The 16,785-nt window shown below is 72.8% G+C and carries 16 protein-coding genes; 9 read left to right on the top strand and 7 right to left on the bottom strand.

Going from position 1 to position 16,785, the window contains the following annotated elements:
- Window positions 1-22 precede the first annotated feature (22 nt).
- Entirely contained in the window at window positions 23-451 is a 429-nt protein-coding gene (locus tag C1N91_RS02700; RefSeq protein ID WP_137766496.1) for a hypothetical protein, read from the bottom strand.
- A 202-nt stretch (window positions 452-653) separates the two neighbouring features.
- On the opposite strand from C1N91_RS02700, the gene C1N91_RS02695 reads away from it, so the two are divergent.
- A complete protein-coding gene (locus tag C1N91_RS02695) occupies window positions 654-3,245 on the top strand; it encodes a helix-turn-helix transcriptional regulator (protein WP_137766495.1) in 2,592 nt (863 codons plus the stop codon).
- Between the two features lie 323 nt (window positions 3,246-3,568).
- Here C1N91_RS02695 and C1N91_RS02690 read toward each other — a convergent pair whose 3' ends face one another.
- Window positions 3,569-3,931 carry a sterol carrier family protein gene (locus C1N91_RS02690; protein ID WP_058729165.1) on the bottom strand — a complete coding sequence of 121 codons (363 nt, stop codon included), beginning with the start codon at window positions 3,929-3,931 and terminating at the stop codon, window positions 3,569-3,571.
- Between the two features lie 57 nt (window positions 3,932-3,988).
- Between C1N91_RS02690 and purD the strand changes: the two genes are divergently transcribed.
- The gene (purD, locus tag C1N91_RS02685; RefSeq protein WP_137766494.1) at window positions 3,989-5,257 is read left to right on the top strand and encodes a phosphoribosylamine--glycine ligase; all 1,269 of its coding nucleotides are present in this window, start codon (window positions 3,989-3,991) and stop codon (window positions 5,255-5,257) included.
- The gene (locus C1N91_RS02680; protein WP_137766493.1) at window positions 5,254-6,123 is read left to right on the top strand and encodes a phosphoribosylaminoimidazolesuccinocarboxamide synthase; all 870 of its coding nucleotides are present in this window, start codon (window positions 5,254-5,256) and stop codon (window positions 6,121-6,123) included. Before purD ends, C1N91_RS02680 begins: the two co-directional genes overlap by 4 nt.
- A gap of 147 nt (window positions 6,124-6,270) precedes the next feature.
- On the opposite strand, the gene C1N91_RS02675 is transcribed toward C1N91_RS02680, so the two are convergent.
- On the bottom strand, window positions 6,271-7,467 hold the full coding sequence (locus C1N91_RS02675; protein ID WP_137766492.1) for a SpoIIE family protein phosphatase: 1,197 nt from the start codon (window positions 7,465-7,467) through the stop codon (window positions 6,271-6,273).
- Between the two features lie 133 nt (window positions 7,468-7,600).
- Here C1N91_RS02675 and C1N91_RS02670 point away from each other — a divergent pair, with 133 nt between their 5' ends.
- Window positions 7,601-7,921 (top strand): hypothetical protein, encoded by a 321-nt coding sequence (locus C1N91_RS02670; RefSeq protein ID WP_137766491.1) that lies wholly within the window; start codon window positions 7,601-7,603, stop codon window positions 7,919-7,921.
- A 7-nt stretch (window positions 7,922-7,928) separates the two neighbouring features.
- On the opposite strand, the gene lepB is transcribed toward C1N91_RS02670, so the two are convergent.
- Together lepB and C1N91_RS02660 are read right to left on the bottom strand one after the other, a co-directional pair.
- Window positions 7,929-8,558 carry a signal peptidase I gene (lepB, locus tag C1N91_RS02665; protein ID WP_254678315.1) on the bottom strand — a complete coding sequence of 210 codons (630 nt, stop codon included), beginning with the start codon at window positions 8,556-8,558 and terminating at the stop codon, window positions 7,929-7,931.
- Window positions 8,555-9,079, bottom strand: a complete 525-nt coding sequence (locus C1N91_RS02660) for a hypothetical protein (RefSeq protein WP_137766490.1) — start codon at window positions 9,077-9,079, stop codon at window positions 8,555-8,557. The genes lepB and C1N91_RS02660 overlap by 4 nt, the downstream gene beginning before the upstream one ends.
- Before the next feature lie 109 nt (window positions 9,080-9,188).
- Between C1N91_RS02660 and C1N91_RS02655 the strand changes: the two genes are divergently transcribed.
- From C1N91_RS02655 to C1N91_RS02645, 3 genes are all read left to right on the top strand, one after another.
- Window positions 9,189-9,980: an SDR family oxidoreductase gene (locus C1N91_RS02655; protein ID WP_137766489.1), complete on the top strand. Its 792-nt coding sequence runs from the start codon at window positions 9,189-9,191 to the stop codon at window positions 9,978-9,980.
- A 53-nt stretch (window positions 9,981-10,033) separates the two neighbouring features.
- Window positions 10,034-10,906, top strand: coding sequence for a VOC family protein (locus C1N91_RS02650; protein ID WP_137766488.1), 873 nt, complete (start codon window positions 10,034-10,036; stop codon window positions 10,904-10,906).
- Window positions 10,907-11,081: 175 nt separating this feature from the next.
- Window positions 11,082-11,648, top strand: a complete 567-nt coding sequence (locus C1N91_RS02645) for a GNAT family N-acetyltransferase (protein ID WP_058729154.1) — start codon at window positions 11,082-11,084, stop codon at window positions 11,646-11,648.
- A gap of 194 nt (window positions 11,649-11,842) precedes the next feature.
- Here C1N91_RS02645 and C1N91_RS02640 read toward each other — a convergent pair whose 3' ends face one another.
- Together C1N91_RS02640 and C1N91_RS02635 are read right to left on the bottom strand one after the other, a co-directional pair.
- Window positions 11,843-13,369 (bottom strand): catalase, encoded by a 1,527-nt coding sequence (locus C1N91_RS02640; RefSeq protein WP_137766487.1) that lies wholly within the window; start codon window positions 13,367-13,369, stop codon window positions 11,843-11,845.
- 115 nt (window positions 13,370-13,484) lie between these two features.
- Complete coding sequence (locus C1N91_RS02635; protein WP_137766486.1) at window positions 13,485-13,928, bottom strand: Fur family transcriptional regulator; 444 nt, start codon at window positions 13,926-13,928, stop codon at window positions 13,485-13,487.
- 241 nt (window positions 13,929-14,169) lie between these two features.
- Between C1N91_RS02635 and C1N91_RS02630 the strand changes: the two genes are divergently transcribed.
- Both C1N91_RS02630 and C1N91_RS02625 read left to right on the top strand, forming a co-directional pair.
- Window positions 14,170-15,528, top strand: a complete 1,359-nt coding sequence (locus C1N91_RS02630) for an acyltransferase family protein (RefSeq protein ID WP_137766485.1) — start codon at window positions 14,170-14,172, stop codon at window positions 15,526-15,528.
- Between the two features lie 59 nt (window positions 15,529-15,587).
- Window positions 15,588-16,547: a cytochrome c oxidase assembly protein gene (locus tag C1N91_RS02625; RefSeq protein ID WP_137766484.1), complete on the top strand. Its 960-nt coding sequence runs from the start codon at window positions 15,588-15,590 to the stop codon at window positions 16,545-16,547.
- Window positions 16,548-16,785: the final 238 nt, after the last annotated feature.

Here is a 16,785-nt window from a genome sequence, read left to right as displayed (position 1 = left end):
GTCCGTCGTGTGGTAGCGACCGTCAGCGGTCGGTGCGCTCGACGGGTCCGGTCACGTCGCCGTGGTCCTCGACCTCGCCGTCCACGGTCTCCTCGGCCGGCTCGACCTCGACGCGCTCCGCCGTCAGGCGGGCGGCGCGGCGGGCGAACACCCGGTCGAGCACGATCGCGACGACGGCCCCCGCGAAGGCGCCGATCGTGACGCCCCAGAGCGAGAAGTAGCCGACGAGCGTGCCGAAGCTCGCGTCCTGCTGGTCGCCGCGGTCGATGTCCATGGTGAGCGTCACGACGAGCAGCGTCGCGAGGAAGCCGAGCACCGCACCGCCGACGATGAACACGCCGAACTTCGGCGCGCGTCGGATGGTGACCTCGTCCGCCGAGCTGACGGCGCTCGGAGCCGGTGTCGCGGCCGGCGCTGCCGGGCGGTCTTCGGGTCGGTCGGTGTCGCTCACCAGACCATTGTCCCCCACTGTGGAAGGTGCCGTGGCCTGTTGCGCGTCGGCCGATCCAGGGCATGATGTCCCTACCGGTCGGTATCCACGGAACGCATCCCGTGCGACACCGACCGCCCGGTCGAGGACGATGTCGGAGCCCGGGAACGGGATCCGTGAGCCGGGGGGAGCAGACGGACGACCAGGATCGGGAGGTGACGGGGTGCACGAGCAGTCCATCCGTGGGCGTCGCCGACCCCGCACGCCCGCACGCGTGCCGTGGCCGATCGTGCAGCGCCGCGAGGAGGACCGCGCGGTCTCCGTCGTCGCCGAGCACCGTTGGAGCGTCGCGATCGTCGGCGCACCGGGGCTGGGCAAGACCTCGACCGCCGCCAGGGTCACCGACCGGGTCGCCCGCCGCGACACCACCGGCCGGACCGTCGTCGTGCCGATCACCGCGGTCGCAGCGGGCCGCTCGATGCCGTTCGGCGCCGTCGCGGACCGCTTCGGGGAGCTGCCGGCCGCCCTCGCCGAGCTGGTGGACGACGCTGCCGCCGCCCAGCGGCTGCGCGAGACCGACGACCTGGCCGACCGCGACGTCGTGCTGCGCGTCGACGACGCCGACCACCTCGACGCCATCTCGGCGCGCTACGTCGCCTGGCTCGTCCGCGACCAGGGCGCCCGGCTCGTGCTGACGTGCCGCGACTTCACCGCGCTGTCGGACCCGCTCCGCGCGCTCTGGCAGGACGACCTGCTCGAGCGCATCGACCTGGCGCCGCTCGACCTGCACGAGACCGGCGAGGTCGTCGCGCAGGCACTCGGCGCGCAGCTCGAGACCGCGTCGACCGAGCGCGTGCACCGCGCGACCGCCGGCAACCCGCTCTACCTGCGCGAGGTGGTCCGGGCCGCGCTCGCCTCGGGCGCGCTCGACCAGACCGCGACGGGGTGGTACTGGCGGGGCCGGATCACGGCGTCGAACAGCCTGGCGGACATGTACCGCACCGAGCTCGGCACGCTGCCCGAGGACCTGCGCGACGTCGTCGACATCGTCGCGCTCGCCGACCCGATCCCGCTCGCCCGCCTGCTCGGTCTGGTGTCCGGCGGCGACGTCGACCGGGTCGTCGCGCTCGGACTGGTCGCCGTCGACTCCGCCGAGGACGGCACGAGCATCGTGCGGCCGTCGCACCCGCTCGTGGGCGAGGTCGTCCGCGGCCTCGTCCCGGTCGCCCGGCGCACGGCGCTGTTCGCCCGGGCCAACGCCTTCCGGACCACGCGGCCCGAGGGTGCACCGCCCGCCGCCCGGCTCCGCGCCGCGCTCTGGTCGCTCGAGTGCGGCGTGCTGCCCCCGGTCGGTCAGCTGCTCGACGCCACCCAGGTCGCCGTCCGGCTGCAGGAGCACGAGAGCGCCGTCGCCCTGGCCTCCGCCGCGCTCCGCACCGCACTCTCGGCCACCGAGCGGGTGACCGCCCACTGCCTGCGGTCGCTCGCGCACTCGTACAGCACCGGGCGCGAGGCCGGTCGCGTCGACGCCGAGGCCGCGTGGGACCTCGCCCGGAAGCGTGCCGGCGAGATCGACGACGCCGTCGTGGTCGAGGCGTGCGAGACCCTCGCGAACATCCGGCAGTTCCACGACGACGACGTCGACGCCGCGGTGGCGCTCTCCGAGGAACTGATGCCGCTGGTCGGCCCGGAGACCGCCGAGCACGTGCGGCTCCTCCGGCTCGCGCACCTGGGCTGGGGCGGACGGTTCGCCGAGGTCCGCGCGGAGATCGAGCGGTCCCGCATCCTGCAGCAGCCGACCGTGCCGGTGTCGTTCCTCTGTGTCGCGCCGTGCGTGACGATGGCCCTCGCCACCGAGGGTCGGCTCGAGGAGGCCGCCGCGTTCGCCCGTCGTGCGATCGCCACCGCGGTCGAGCACATCGAGGTTGCGCCCTGGGGCGTCGGCGAGAACGTCTCCGTGCTCCACCAGGTCCAGGTCTGGCGCGGGGACATGGCCGACCTGGTCACGGAGATCCCGGTCCGGCGCGGCAGCCCGTTCCTGAAGTACGACTTCACGCTCGAGCTCATCGGGCTCGGCAACCACGCGATCGGGCAGCGCCGGTGGGACGACGCGATCGCCGCGTTCTCCGCCGCGTGCGAACGCTACGACGTGGCCGACCACGGCGGCTTCGCGGCGTACCCCTGGGCGCGCCTGGCCATGGCGTACGCCTACGCCGGCGACACGGAGCGCGCTGCCGAGGCCCTCGAGCGCGCGCGCACGACGCCGGGCCGCGCGATGCGGATCACCGGCGAGCAGGTCGCGGTCTCGATCGCGTGGACCGAGACCGTGCTCGGCAACCCGGCTGGTCTGCGGCACGCCGACGAGATCATCGAGCGCAGCACCCGCGAGGGCTCGTGGTTGCACGTGATGTACGCGGTGACGCAGCACTACACGCACGACATGACGACCGGACGGGACACCGCCGCGTCGCTCTCGCGGATGCGGGAGGCCGCGGCCCGCGTCGACGGTCCGCTCGCCGGCGCGATCGTCGAGTACGCCGACGCCGTGCTCGCGGACGATCGGTCACGGATCGTCGCGGCGCAGGGGGTCCTCGCGTCGCACGGCATGGCGGTGTCGGCGGGACGCGTCCGTGCGCCGCTGACGAACCGGGAGTACGAGGTCGCCGAGCTCGTGGCGCAGGGCCTCAGCAACCGACGGATCGCGGAGACGCTGAGCCTGAGCGTCCGGACGGTCGACGCGCACGTGTCGCGGATCTTCGCGAAGTGGGACGTGCACGCGCGGTCGGAGCTGGCGGAGCTGCTCGGCGCTCGCTGACCGACGTCGACGGACGGGCGTCCACCGGCCGACGTCCACCGGCCGGGCCCGCCGGGAGCCGCAGAACGTGACGGCGCATCAGGAAAGGTCCCTGACGAGACCACGATCGTTGCGGTTTGCAGCACGACTCGCCGCGGCGGTTGACAACGAACGCAGTATGTCGCGTACCTTTGACCCTGTCGCCGGGTTCGGACCCGTTCGGGTCGGGTCCGAATCCCGGCGACTTCCACGCTACGGGGGCGGAGCGGCCGACCACATCGGTAGGACCTACCTAAGTCGCTGAGCCAGGCTGCACGATCGCGCCGGCTCGTCGGCAGCAGTCCTCAGGCCGCGGTGCGGACCGGCAGGAACGCCGTCAGGTCGGCGCGCGACCCGGACGCGCTGACCCGCGCCGCCGCGAGGGCCTCGTCCCACCGCAGCTCCCCCTGCGCCAGCGCCAACCAGGTCACGGCGTCGGTCTCCACCACGTTCGGCGGTGTCCCGCGGGTGTGCCGCGGCCCGGGGACTGCCTGCACCGCGGCGAACGGCGGGACGCGGACCTCGACGCTGTTGCCGGGGACGTCGTCGGCCAGCCGCTGCAGGGTCCACCGCACCGCCGTCGCGACGTCCGACCGGACCGTCGACCCCGCGCGCACGGCGGCGAGCGCTGCGCGTCCCTCGGCGTCCTCGATCCTCTTCGGCGGCATGTCCACAGGCTAGCCCTCGCATCGCGGGCGGCGTGTCGCGCTCGGTAGGCTTGCCGGGTGCGAATCCTCGTCCTCGGTTCCGGTGCCCGCGAGCACGCGATCATCACGGCCCTCCTGGCGGAGCGAGCCGGACACGTCATCACGGCGGCCCCCGGCAATGCCGGCATCGCGGCCGACGTCGAGACCGTGTCGCTCGACCCCACGAACGGCGAACTGGTCGCCGAGTACGCGATCGAGAACGGCGTCGAGCTCGTCGTCGTCGGGCCGGAGGCACCCCTCATCGCCGGCGTCGCCGACCCGCTGCGGACGCGGGGCATCCCGGTGTTCGGGCCGAGCAGGGCCGCCGCGCAGCTCGAGGGCTCGAAGGCCTTCGCCAAGCGCATCATGTCCGAGGCCGGGGTGCCGACCGGGCGCCCGGTGTACGCCGGCACCGCGGACGAGGCCGTCGCCGCGATCGACGAGCTCGGTGCCCCGTACGTCGTCAAGGCCGACGGGCTCGCCGCGGGCAAGGGCGTCCTGGTGACCGAGGACCGTCAGGCGGCGATCGACCACGCCACCTACTGGCTGCAGCACGGCCGTGTCGTGGTCGAGGAGTTCCTCGACGGCGAAGAGGTCTCGCTGTTCTTCCTCAGCGACGGGCACGACGTCCGCGCGCTCAGCCCCGCACAGGACCACAAGCGCCTCGGCGACGGCGACACCGGCCCGAACACCGGCGGGATGGGCGCGTACTCGCCCCTGCCGTGGCTCACCGACCGGTGGGAGTCCGAGCAGGCCTTCGTCGCCGAGGTCACCGAGCTCGTCGCACTCCCCACCGTCCGTCGACTCGAGCACGAGGGCACGCCGTTCATCGGCCTGCTCTACTGCGGGCTCATCGTGACCGAGCAGGGCGTGCGCGTGATCGAGTTCAACGCGCGCTTCGGCGACCCGGAGACCCAGGTGGTGCTCCCCCGTCTGACCACGCCACTCAGCGGCCTGCTGACCGCGGCGGCGACGGGCCAGCTCGCGTCGGCGCCGCAGCCGACCTTCAGCGACGACGTCGCGGTGACGGTGGTGCTCGCGAGCGAGGGCTACCCGGAGAACCCGCACACCGGCCGGGTCATCACGGGCATCGACGCCGCCGAGGCGCGCGAGGGCGTGTCCGTCGCGCACGCGGCGACCGCGGTGCTCGACGACGACCTGGTCGCGACCGGCGGCCGCGTGCTGAGCGTCGTCGCGACCGGCGCCGACTTCGCCCAGGCCCGGGAGCGCGCCTACGCCGGGGTCGGCGACATCACGCTCCAGGGCGCGCAGTACCGCACCGACATCGCCGCGAAGGTCGCCCGGTGACCGCCGCGCCGGAGCTGCCGGGCTGGCGGCACGTCTCGTCGGGCAAGGTCCGCGAGCTCTACGTCCCCGCGGGTGTGGACGACGTCGCGAGCGCATCCGAGCTGCTGCTCGTCGCCTCCGACCGGGTCAGCGCCTACGACTTCGCGCTCGAACCGCCGATCCCCGGCAAGGGCGAACTGCTGACACGGCTGTCGCGGTTCTGGTTCGACCGGATCGCCGACGTCCCCAACCACCTCGTCGCGCTTGGCACCGGCGGCACCGCGGTGCCCGAGGCCGTCGCGGCCCGGTCGATGCACGTGCTGCCGCTCGACATGTTCCCGGTCGAGTGCGTCGTCCGGGGCTACCTGGTCGGCAGCGGCTGGGCCGAGTACCGCGAGACGCAGAGCGTGTGCGGCGTCCCCCTGCCCGCCGGACTGTCCGAGGGCGACCGGCTGCCCGCGCCGATCTACACGCCGGCGTACAAGGCACCGCAGGGCGAGCACGACGAGAACATCTCGTTCGAGCAGACCGTCGAGCTCGTCGGGCGCGAGGACGCCGAGGCCCTCCGCGAACTCTCGCTGCGTGTCTACGGCGAGGCAGCGGCGATCGCCCTCGAGCACGACGTCGTGATCGCCGACACGAAGTTCGAGTTCGGACGGGACTCGGACGGCACGATCCGGATCGCCGACGAGGTCCTGACCAGTGATTCCAGCCGCTACTGGGACGCCCGCTCCGGCAACCGGACGGACTCGTTCGACAAGCAGATCGTGCGCGACTGGCTCAGCGCGAACTGGGACCGGCAGGGCACGCCGCCGGTGTTGCCGCAGGAGATCGTCGACCGGACCGCCGCGCGCTACGCGGAGCTCATCGAGCGCCTCGGCGCCTGACCCGCGCGACGTCCGCAGCGGGGCGCGTCGCGACCGCGTGACGGACGGGAGGCGCGCGGCGAGACCGCCACGCGCCTCCCGTCCGGCGGTCCGTCGCGTCCGGCGGTCCGTCGCGTTCGGCGGCCGTCGCGACGGGCAGCAGACGCGTCAGTCGCGCGCGAGCACGACGACCGTCAGGTCGTCACCGGGGTCGTGCTCGAGCGCGCGGGCGCGCACCCGGGCGAGGAACGGCTCGATCTCGGGCTCCTCACGCCACATGGCACCGAGCCGTGACAGCGAGGTCAGGGTCGAGTCCCACAGCTCGAGCGCCCCGTCGCTGACGATCACGAGGACGTCGCCGGGCTCGAGCTCGAGCGACCCCGACGAGCGGGCGAACCCAGCGGGGTGCAGCCCGATCGGCAGGTCGCTCGACAGGAGGGTGCGCTCGCGACCGTCGGCACGCATCTGCAGCACGAGACCGTGGCCGGCGTCGACGAAGTCCATCCGACCGCTGCCCGTGTCGAGGGACCCGTGGAACATCGTCGCGAACGACTCGGCGCGGCCGAGGTCCGGTCCCACCTGCTCGTCCAGCGCGGCGACGACCTGCTCCGGGTCCTCCGCCGGGCGGGCGAGGAGCGCACCGCGGATGGTCGCCGCCAGCAGCCCGGCGGACATGCCCTTGCCCATGACGTCGGAGACGGTCAGGTGCAGGGCCTCACCGGCCAGGTGCCACTCGTGCAGGTCGCCGGAGACCACGCCGTGCGGGACGGACATGCCGCCGATCCGGTACCCGGGCACCGCGACGGGTGCGGGCTGCAGGCCGGCGAGCACTCCGCGCAGCCGGTCCTCGTCGGCGCCGGCGGCGAGTTCGCGCTCCGCCCAGACGCCGAGTTCTTCGAGGAGTGCCAGGTCGTCCGGTTCGAGCGTGCGGGGCTGCGGGTCGATGAGGCAGAGTGTGCCGACCTTGACGGCGTCGTCGCCGACGCGGAGCGGGACACCCGCGTAGAAGCGGACGTTGGGGTCCTCGACGACCATCGGCATGTCCGCGTAGCGGTCGTCGGCGCGGGCATCCGGCACCACGATCGGGCCGGCCTGGTCGAGTGTGCGGCCGCAGAAGGTGTCCTGCAGCGGGATCGTCGGGCCGAACACGGCGTCGCTCTGCTGCGACTTGATGGTCAGGACCTCGGCACCGGCGAGGTTGAGGAACGAGCCCGAGACGCCGAACGCCTCGCGGGCGATGCGGGTGATCCGCTCGAAGCGCTCCTCGGGGCCGCTGTCCACGACGTCGAGCGCGGCGACGAGGGCCGCGCGTCGCACGGCTGCTGGCGCTGATCCGGCGGAGGTCGGTGAGGTCTCCTGGTGCATGCAGTCAACGGTACTGGTCTCCCCCAGGAGCGCCCGTCCCCCGAACGGTGGACGCCGACCGGTGGACGCCGAACGGTGGACGTCGAACGGTGGACGTCGGGTCACGTCACCGGGGGCGCGTACCCTCGGCACGGTGATCCGTCGTGTCCCGCTCGTGCTCGTCCTCGGCGCTGCCGCCGCACTCTCGCTGACGGGGTGCGGTGCCCACGACTCGACGGGGCAGATCTCGGTGACCGTGTCCTCGAACGCGGCCGATCGCCCCTACGAGGTGGAGGTCTTCGCCTCGACGGGGAAGCTCTCCGAGCACCAGCGGGTGTTCCCCGGTGGGACCGCGGACTTCGCCGGGGTCCCGCTCGGCGACGTCACCGTGCGGGCGGGCGACCTGTGTCCGGCGAAGGCGACGGTGTCGGACGACGACGTGACACGGGTGACGCTCAGCACGACCGGCTGCTGACAGCAGCTCACCGCGGGTCGGGCACCGCGTCCCACTCGTCGCCGTACCGGCCGAGCACGCCCCACCGCGTCACCGGCCACGTCACGACGAACGCCCGCCCGACCACGTCGGCCGTCGGCACCGTCCCGTGGATCCGCGAGTCCGCCGACTCGTACCGGTTGTCGCCCATCACCCAGATGCGGCCGGCCGGGACGGTGACGTCGAAGTCCTCCGCCGAGACCCGGTCCACGTCCGCGGGCCGCACCACGTAGGGCTCGTCGACCGCGTGCCCGTTCACCGAGAGCCGCCCCTGCGCGTCGCAGCACGACACGTGGTCGCCCGGCAGCCCGATCACCCGCTTGATGAGGTCGTCGCCCTGCTCCGCCGTGAGCCACCCGCCCGGGTCGCGGAACACCACCACGTCACCGCGCCGGAGCGGCACGACGCCCGGCACGAGCTCGTTCACCAGGACGTTGTCCCCGACGAGCAGCGTGCGCTCCATCGACCCGGACGGGATCGAGAACGCCCGCACCAGGTAGGCCTTGACGAGGAAGGACGCGAGCAGCGCGACGACCACGATGACCGCCAGGTCGCGCAGGAACCGCCACCCGGACCTCGAGGGGCGTCCGGCGCGGGACTCGTCCGTCTGCTCGCTCAATGCGTCAACACCACCTTCACCAGGCCGATCACGAAGGCCAGGGCGGCCAGCACGATGCCGCCCCAGAGCCCGAGGAACGAGGGCCGCCGCCCGCTGAAGCGCTGCAGGAACACCCCGACCAGCCCGATGCGGACGACGAGGATGACGATCGCCGCGGTCTGCGCCCACTGCGCCGGCAGCCAATCCGCCCACGCCACGGCGTAGAGCACCGCGGGGATCAGGCCCGAGGTCGCGATCGGGTTCGCATCGCGCATGATCGCACCGAAGGTCTCCCGGTGCTCGGCGTCGTCCCCGGTGTCACCGATGGTGTGCGCGACGAGGTGCGACAGCACGTGCGCCAGGTACGTCAGCACCGCCGTCGCGAGGACCGTCAGCACCGCGCTCCCGTGCTCGATCTGCTCCGGCCCCACCGCGATCGCGACGGCGAGCACGGTGATGTTGCCGTAGATGTACGACGACATGCGGTCGCGCAGGCGGTCGACGGGGAACGTCGACAGGTCGGGTCGGCGGGAGGACGGCATCCTCCCATCCTGGCCCTGCGTCGCCGTGCCGCGCCGACAGGACGCCGGGTGCGATGCCATCCTGGTCGGGTCGGCGCACGGACGCGCCGTCGGACGGGAGGCACGACCCATGACCCACAGTTCCCGCACCACCCGACCCCTCGCCCTGGTGACCGGCGTCGGTCGCCGCGCCGGGATCGGTGCGGCGATCGCCTCGCGGCTGGCCGCCGAGGGATGGGACCTCGCGCTGTCCTGGTGGGGACCGTACGACGAACGCGTGCACGGTGCGGCCGACCCCGACGGGGTGGACGCGGTGGTCGCGGAGGCCGAGCGTGCAGGGGCGCGGGTGACGCGCCTCCCGGTCGACCTGGCCGACCCGGAGCAGGCGGCCGCACTCGTCGGCTGCGCCGAGGTGGAGGCGGGCGCCCCCGTGACGGCCGTCGTGATGTCGCACTGCGAATCGGTCGATTCCGACTACGCGACCACGACGCTCGAGTCCTTCGACCGGCACCTGGCGGTGAACGTCCGGGCGCCGTTCCTGATCGTGCAGGCGTACGCAAGGCGCCTCCGCGAGGGCGCCCCGGCACCCGAGGACCGCCGACGGGTCGTGGCCCTGACGAGCGACCACGTCGGGTTCAACCTGCCGTACGGCACGAGCAAGGGCGCACTCGACCGGCTGATGGTCGGCGCCGCCCAGGAGCTCGGCGACGTGCACGTCAGCGCGAACGCGGTGAACCCCGGACCGAACGACACCGGGTGGTTCACCGACGAGGTCCGCGAGGCCGTGGTCGCCCAGACCCCGCTCGGACGCCCGTCGACGCCCGCGGACACCGCGGCGCTGATCGGGTTCCTGCTCGGTCCGGACGGCGGCTGGGTGAACGGGCAGCTGCTCAAGACGGACGGAGGGTTCAGCGCCCGGTAGCCACCTCGACCGATTTGGTTGACGCGTCAACCAAATCAGCGCACACTGGGTGCATGCACACGCAGGATCTCCTCGCCGCGGACACCGGGATGGGCGCCGTCACGCTCCGGGTCGCCGACCTCGACACGATGGTCGCGTACTACCGCGACGGCGTCGGACTCACCGTCCTGACGCAAGACGGCGGCGTCGCGGTGCTCGGCCGCGGCACGACCCCGATCGTGGTGCTCGAGCACGCGCCGGCGATGCGGCACGCTGCCCCGCACGAGGCCGGGCTGTTCCACACCGCGATCCTGTTCGACACGCAGGCCGACCTGGCGGCAGCGCTCTACTCGGTCGCGACGAAGTACCCGCGGACGTTCACGGGCAGCGCCGACCACCTGGTGAGCAACGCGTTCTACTTCACCGACCCCGAGGGCAACGGCGTCGAGCTGTACTGGGACCGCGACCGCACGGAGTGGTCGTGGACGCACGGCATGGTCGACATGGACACGATCTGGGTCGACCCGAACGCGTTCGTGCAGCAACACCTGACGCCCTCGGCGCTCGAGTCCGCAGCATCCCGCCCCGGACGCGTGGGGCACGTGCACCTGTCCGTCGGGGACGTGGCCACCGCGAAGGCGTTCTACGTCGACCGGCTGGGCTTCGCGACGACCGCGGCGATGGGCGACCAGGCGCTGTTCGTCAGCGCGGGCGGCTACCACCACCACATGGCGATGAACACGTGGAACTCCCGCGGCGCCGGACGCCGACAGCTCGGGCTCGGGCTGGGACTCGTCCGGATCGAGGTCCCCGGGGCCGACGACCTGGGCGCGCTCGTGTCCCGGATGCACGACACCGGGGTGCAGACCGCGGACGACGGCCGGACCGTGGCGTTCGAGGACCCGTGGGCGAACCTCATCGAGGTGACGGCGCCCGGTCGCGGGTGAGCGCATGCCGCTGCGCGGCTGCGCGGCTGCGCAGCTGCGCGGCTGCGCGGCCACGAGTTCACGCGCTGAGCGACAGCTCACGCCCACTCCGGCCCGTGAGGTGTCGCTCAGCGCGTGAGATCCCGGTGCCCGGCGCCCGACGGCCCACCCGGGTGCGGTCCGGCAGGATGGACCCGTGAGCGAAGACATCCGGTGGGAAGTGGTCGAGGAGAGCGCGCTGACGCTCCCCGACCACGAGGCGATCGCAGCGATGCTCGGGCAGGCGTTCCCGAGCTGGTCGCACTGGTACGTGGGCGGCCGTGACTACGCCGGCATGCAGCCCGAGCGCCGGGTGGTCGGCTGGGGTGCGGACGGCACGGTCCTCGCGCACGTCGGGATCCGCCGGATGTTCATCACGGTCGGCGGACAGGACGTCCTGGTCGGCGACACCGGCATCGTCGCCGTGTCGCCGAGGCTGCAGGGTTCCGGCGTCGGTCGGGAGCTCCTCGTGCGCACCCGTGCCGTCCTCGAGGGACTCCGCGTGCCGTACGGCTTCCTCGGCGCCGGCGAGGACCGCATCCCCTTCTACGCGCACATGGGCTGGCACGAGGTCGACGGCGCGGTCGGCACGTTCTCGGCATTCACGGCCGACGGGGTCGGCGTGAACGAGACGGAGCAGGGCGGCTGGATGGTCCTGCCGGTCGAGGCGCAGCTGGAGGACTGGCCGACGGGCGAGATCATGCTGAACGGCCAGCAGGTCTAGACACGAGGACCGGGCCCCGCCACCAGCGGGCGAGATCATGCTGAACGGCCAACAGGTCTCGACACGAGGACCAGGCCCCGCCGCCAGCGGGCGAGGTCCTGCTGAACGGCCAACAGGTCTGAGATCGACACGACGACGGACGGGAGGCACGGTGCCAGCTGGCACCGTGCCTCCCGTCCGTCGTGTAGTGGCGACTACGCCTCGACCGCGACCTTCTCCGGGTCCTCGTTCGAACCCGGCGCGCTCGGCGCGACCGCGGCGCGCACGCGCGCACCCAGGTCGGCATCGACGCTCGTCCAGTACGCGAACACGCGCTCGCGGAGGTCGTCGCGCGTCACCTTCGACACGTGCCCGGCGATGTTGCCGACCAGGCGCTCACGGGCGGCGTCGTCGAGGACCTCGCGGACGAGCGTGCCCGCCTGGCCGAAGTCGTCGTCCTCGGGGTGCAGCGTCGCGGCGGCGCGCTGCAGGGCGCCGTCGGACTCCCAACCGGGCACGTCATCCGTGGCGTTCGGGTCGGCGTGCGCGCCGCCCTGGGTGTTCGGCGCGTACACCGGCACCTCGGCCTTCTGGAAGTCGAAGCGCATGGCGCCGTCCTTCGAGTACGAGTGGACCTCGTTCTTCGGGGCGTTCACCGGCAGCTGCGCGTGGTTCGTGCCGACGCGGTACCGCTGGGCGTCCGCGTAGCTGAAGATGCGCGCGAGGAGCATCTTGTCGGGGCTCGCCGCGATGCCGGGCACGAAGTTCGACGGCGCGAACGCGGCCTGCTCGATCTGCGCGAAGTAGTTCTCCGGGTTGCGGTTGAGCTCCATCGTGCCGACCTCGATGAGCGGGTAGTCCGCGTGCGGCCACACCTTCGTCAGATCGAACGGGTTGAAGCGGTAGCTCTCGGCGTCCGCGTACGGCATGACCTGCACCTTGAGGACCCACTTCGGGAAGTCGCGGCGCTCGATGGCCTCGTAGAGGTCGCGGATGTGGAAGTCGGCGTCCTCACCGGCGATGCGGTCGGCGTCCTCCTGCGTCAGGGTCTTGTGGCCCTGCTGCGTCTCGAAGTGGTACTTCACCCAGAAGCGCTCGCCCTCGGCGTTGATCCACTGGTAGGTGTGCGAGCTGAAGCCGTCCATGTGGCGCCAGCTCGACGGCAGACCACGGTCACCCATGAGCCACGTCACCTGGTGCGCGGACTCGGGCGACAGGGTCCAGAAGTCCCACTGCATGTCGTGGTTGCGGAGGTGGCTGCCCGGCAGGCGCTTCTGCGAGCGGATGAAGTCCGGGAACTTGATGCCGTCGCGGATGAAGAACACCGGGGTGTTGTTGCCGACGAGGTCGTAGTTGCCCTCTTCGGTGTAGAACTTCAGCGCGAAGCCGCGCGGGTCGCGCCACGTGTCCGGGGAGCCCTGCTCGCCAGCGACGCTCGAGAAGCGGGCGAGCATCTCGGTCTGCTTGCCCGGCTGCAGGAACGCGGCGCGGGTGTACTGCGACACGTCGTGCGTGACGGTGAAGGTGCCGAACGCACCGCCGCCCTTGGCGTGGACGACGCGCTCCGGGACGCGCTCGCGGTTGAACTGGGCGAGCTTCTCGACCAGGTAGTGGTCGTGCAGGGCGAGGGGCCCGTCGGCGCCGACACCCATCGAGTGCTGGTCGCTCGAGACGGGGGCGCCGGAGTTGGTCGTCGTGGTGGGCGTACCGGCGGGGCCGGTGGGCGTGTTCTGGTCGGACACGGTTCCTCCTCAGGTGGAACGGTTGGTTCGGTCAGGGTGGTTCGGGTTGCTCGTGGGGCGCGCCGCGTGGGTGCGGGCGTGCCGGGCGGTGGTCCGTCGGGGCGGGGCCGACGGATCAGGCCGTCGCGACCTCGGTGTCGTCGCGTTCCGCGGCCGCGCAGCGCTCGCAGATGCCCCAGTAGGTGACCTCGGCGGTGGTGACGGCGAAGCCGTGGGTCTCCGACGGGGTCAGGCACGGGGCGTGACCGACCGCGCAGTCGACGTCCTCGACCGCGCCGCACATCGTGCAGACGATGTGGTGGTGGTTGTCGCCGGTGCGCCGCTCGTACCGCGCAGGGCTGCCGGCGGGCTCGATGCGACGCACGAGGCCCGCGCCGGTCAGGGCACCGAGGACCCCGTAGACCGCCTGGTGGCTCGTCGTGGGCAGCTCGGCCGAGACCGCGGTGAGGATGTCGTCCGCGGTCGCGTGCGGCATCGCCCCGGAGGCACGCAGGACCGCCAGTCGCGGCGTCGTCACCCGCAGACCGGCGGACCGGAGCAGGTCGACGTCGGCGTCCATCGATCTCTTTCTCTTGCATCGGTCAAGACAAGCTCCACCGTACATGCTCGGCGGGCCGCTGCCCAGGGCGGGCGCGCGCTGCGCGTGTCGTCGGGTCGTCGGGGTGTCGGGTCGGGTCGGCTCGCCGTGCGGTCGGGCCGTCGCGCTCATTCATTCCGCTGGCGGCATGCGATGTGTCACGATCCGGCCGCGATCGGCTGGGACGACGCTGATCCTCGTGGTCCAGCGCTAGCGTCACGGCATGTCCACGAAGCAGGGGCCTTCGTCGCGGGTCGACTCCGCGCCGGCCGAACGCGCTCAGGACGTCCGGGGGATCATCGCGCAGCGGGACCTGGTCGTCGACCTCATCAGGACGGCCTGCGTCGTCCTCGTCGTCGTCGTGCACGTCACGATGGTCGGGGTGGCGGCGTCGTCCGAGGGCATCGGCGTCACCAGCCCGTTGCAGGAGTCGGCCTGGTACGTCCCCGCGACGTGGGTGGGCCAGGTCATGCCGCTGTTCTTCGCCGTCGGTGGGTTCGCGAGCGCGGTCGGGTGGCGGAGCACGCTCGCCCGGGGCGGCGGCGCCCGCGACTTCGTGGCGACACGGCTCGTGCGGCTCTTCCGTCCGTCGATCCCGCTGTTCGCGGTGCTCACGATCGGCCTCGGCATCGCGACGGCGCTCGGGACGCCCGCTGACCTGCTCGCCGAGGTCGCCTTCGGCATCGGCTCGCCGCTCTGGTTCCTCGCCGCGTACGGCATCACCCAGTGCTGCGTCCCCGTGATGGCACGCCTGCACGAGCGGGCGCCGTTCCGCACGCTCGGTGTCCTGCTGCTCCTGGCGGTGGCGGTCGACGCACTCCGGTTCGCCACCGGGACGGCCGAGGTCGGGCTGCTCAACCTCGGCCCGGTGTGGCTGTTCGCGCAGCAGCTCGGGTTCCTCTGGGCGGACGGCTGGTTCGCTCGCCGCTCGAGGGCACTGCTGGCGGTGGTCGCGCTGGCGGGCTACGCGCTCCTCGTGCCCCTGACGTCGGTCGGGCTCTGGGCGCCGGACATGCTGCAGGACCTCAACCCGCCGATGCTCCCGTTGGCGCTGCTCGCGGTGTCACAGGTCTGCCTCGTGCAGCTCGTGCACCGACCCCTCACCCGGCTGATGCAGACCCGACCGGCGCAGGCGACGGTGTTCGTGCTCGGACGGGACGGCATGGCGATCTACCTCTGGCACCTGCCGCTCTACATCGCGCTGAACGGCGTCGCCCTGCTGCTCGCCGTCCCGTTCCCCGACCCGGGGTCGACGACGTGGTGGGCGACGCGGCCGATCGCGGTCGTCGTCGTGCTGGCGGCCGCGATCGGGGTCGCCAGGGCGCTGCGCCGTTGGGACCGACCGCTCCCCCGGCTGTCCGACGGTGTCGACCGCCCGGGGTGGCCCCTCGTGGCCGTCGCCGCGGTCTGCACGATCGGCCCCGCGTTCGTCGTGATGCAGTGGCACCTGTCGTTCGGTGTCGCGCTCCTCGGTGCGGTCGCCGTGCCGATCGGCGTGTGGTTGCTCGGCCGGACCAGGTCCGGTGAGGTCGCCGCGGTCGCCACGGGCGCTCCGGTCGCAGGGCGGTCCGTGCACAGCTGAGTCGATCCTCACCGCGGCCGGCGACGAGCGGGGTCGTCGCGGGGGCGAGCGGGCGGAGGATGACGGAGCCGGGCGATCCCGTCCGGCCGGCCCGTTCCGCTGGTCCGGCTCGTCCGGCCCGTCTCGTCTCCTGGAGGCTCCCCACGCCCGAACCCGCCGAGTTCTGGAGCACCTGGCACGTCGATCCCCTGGCGGCGGTGCTGCTGGCGGTCGCCGTGGTGACCTACGGCTGCTGGCTCGTCGGGGCCCGACGCCGAGGGGCCCGGTGGTCCGCCTGGCGCTCCCTGTCGTTCCTGGTCGCGCTGGTGCTCTTCGCCGTGCTGCAGTTCGGCGTCGTCGGCCGGTACGACCAGGAACTCCGCTGGGCCTTCACGCTCCGGCTCGCACTGCTCTTCTTCGCGGTCCCGACCTTCGCCGCCCTGGCCGCTCCGGTGTCGCTGCTCCGGCTCGGCGGTCCGGCGCGGTGGTCCGCCGCTGCCGACCGGGTGATGCACTCGCGTCCGGTCCGGGTGCTCGGCAACGCGATCGTCGCCCCCGTCGTCGGACTCGTGCTGTTCGCGGTCCTGCTCACCCCGCTCGCCGCGGGCATCCGCGAGTCGGGCGTCTGGGCAGCGCTCATCACGGTGTTCGTCCCGGCGCTCGGGTTCACCGTGCTCGGGCCGCTGTCCGAACCCGGGGTGCTGCGGAGTTCGACCTTCGTGACGGTCGAGTTCCTGCTCGCCTTCGTGGAGCTGCTGCTCGACGCGGTGCCCGGCATCGTGCTCCGGGTGTCGAACCACGTGCTCGACGGGTCGCTCGTGCACGCCGTCGGCCAGCCGTGGTTCCCGTCGCCGCTGCGCGACCAGCACCTGGCGGGCGACCTGCTGTGGTTCATCGCCGAGGTGGCCGACGTCCCGGTGCTCGTGATGCTGTTCGTGCGGTGGCAGCGGACGGACCGCCGCGAGGCTCGCTCGGTCGACGCCCTGTCCGACGAGGAGATGGCCGAGCTGACGCGGGCGCACCTGCAGCGCCGGGGGTGACGCGGGCCGCGGCGCGCAGCGGACGGATGTAGCGGGCGCCCGGCCCACGTTCTGCGACACGACACTCGTCGATCGACACGCGCGATGTCGATCCATGCACTCGTATTCGGTACGCCCGCATCGTTCGACGTTGCACGCGTCGATCGACACGTGCAACGTCGCGAACCGGTCGCCCCGCGAGCGCGGACCGGCCCGCCCCGCGAGCGCGGACCGGCCGCCCCGCGAGCTGGGACCGGCC

Source organism: Curtobacterium sp. SGAir0471, from assembly GCF_005490985.1.
Taxonomy (GTDB): domain Bacteria; phylum Actinomycetota; class Actinomycetes; order Actinomycetales; family Microbacteriaceae; genus Curtobacterium.
This window is presented reverse-complemented; position numbering and strand designations above follow the sequence as displayed.

Coding starts and splice junctions, on each gene's coding strand:
- C1N91_RS02690 (WP_058729165.1), bottom strand. CDS start 3,931: ATGCCGCCGAAGAGGATCGAGGACGCCGAGGGACGCGCAGCGCTCGCC.
- C1N91_RS02650 (WP_137766488.1), top strand. CDS start 10,034: ATGCACACGCAGGATCTCCTCGCCGCGGACACCGGGATGGGCGCCGTC.
- C1N91_RS02635 (WP_137766486.1), bottom strand. CDS start 13,928: ATGGACGCCGACGTCGACCTGCTCCGGTCCGCCGGTCTGCGGGTGACG.
- C1N91_RS02660 (WP_137766490.1), bottom strand. CDS start 9,079: ATGCCGTCCTCCCGCCGACCCGACCTGTCGACGTTCCCCGTCGACCGC.
- C1N91_RS02630 (WP_137766485.1), top strand. CDS start 14,170: ATGTCCACGAAGCAGGGGCCTTCGTCGCGGGTCGACTCCGCGCCGGCC.
- C1N91_RS02655 (WP_137766489.1), top strand. CDS start 9,189: ATGACCCACAGTTCCCGCACCACCCGACCCCTCGCCCTGGTGACCGGC.
- C1N91_RS02625 (WP_137766484.1), top strand. CDS start 15,588: ATGACGGAGCCGGGCGATCCCGTCCGGCCGGCCCGTTCCGCTGGTCCG.
- C1N91_RS02675 (WP_137766492.1), bottom strand. CDS start 7,467: ATGCACCAGGAGACCTCACCGACCTCCGCCGGATCAGCGCCAGCAGCC.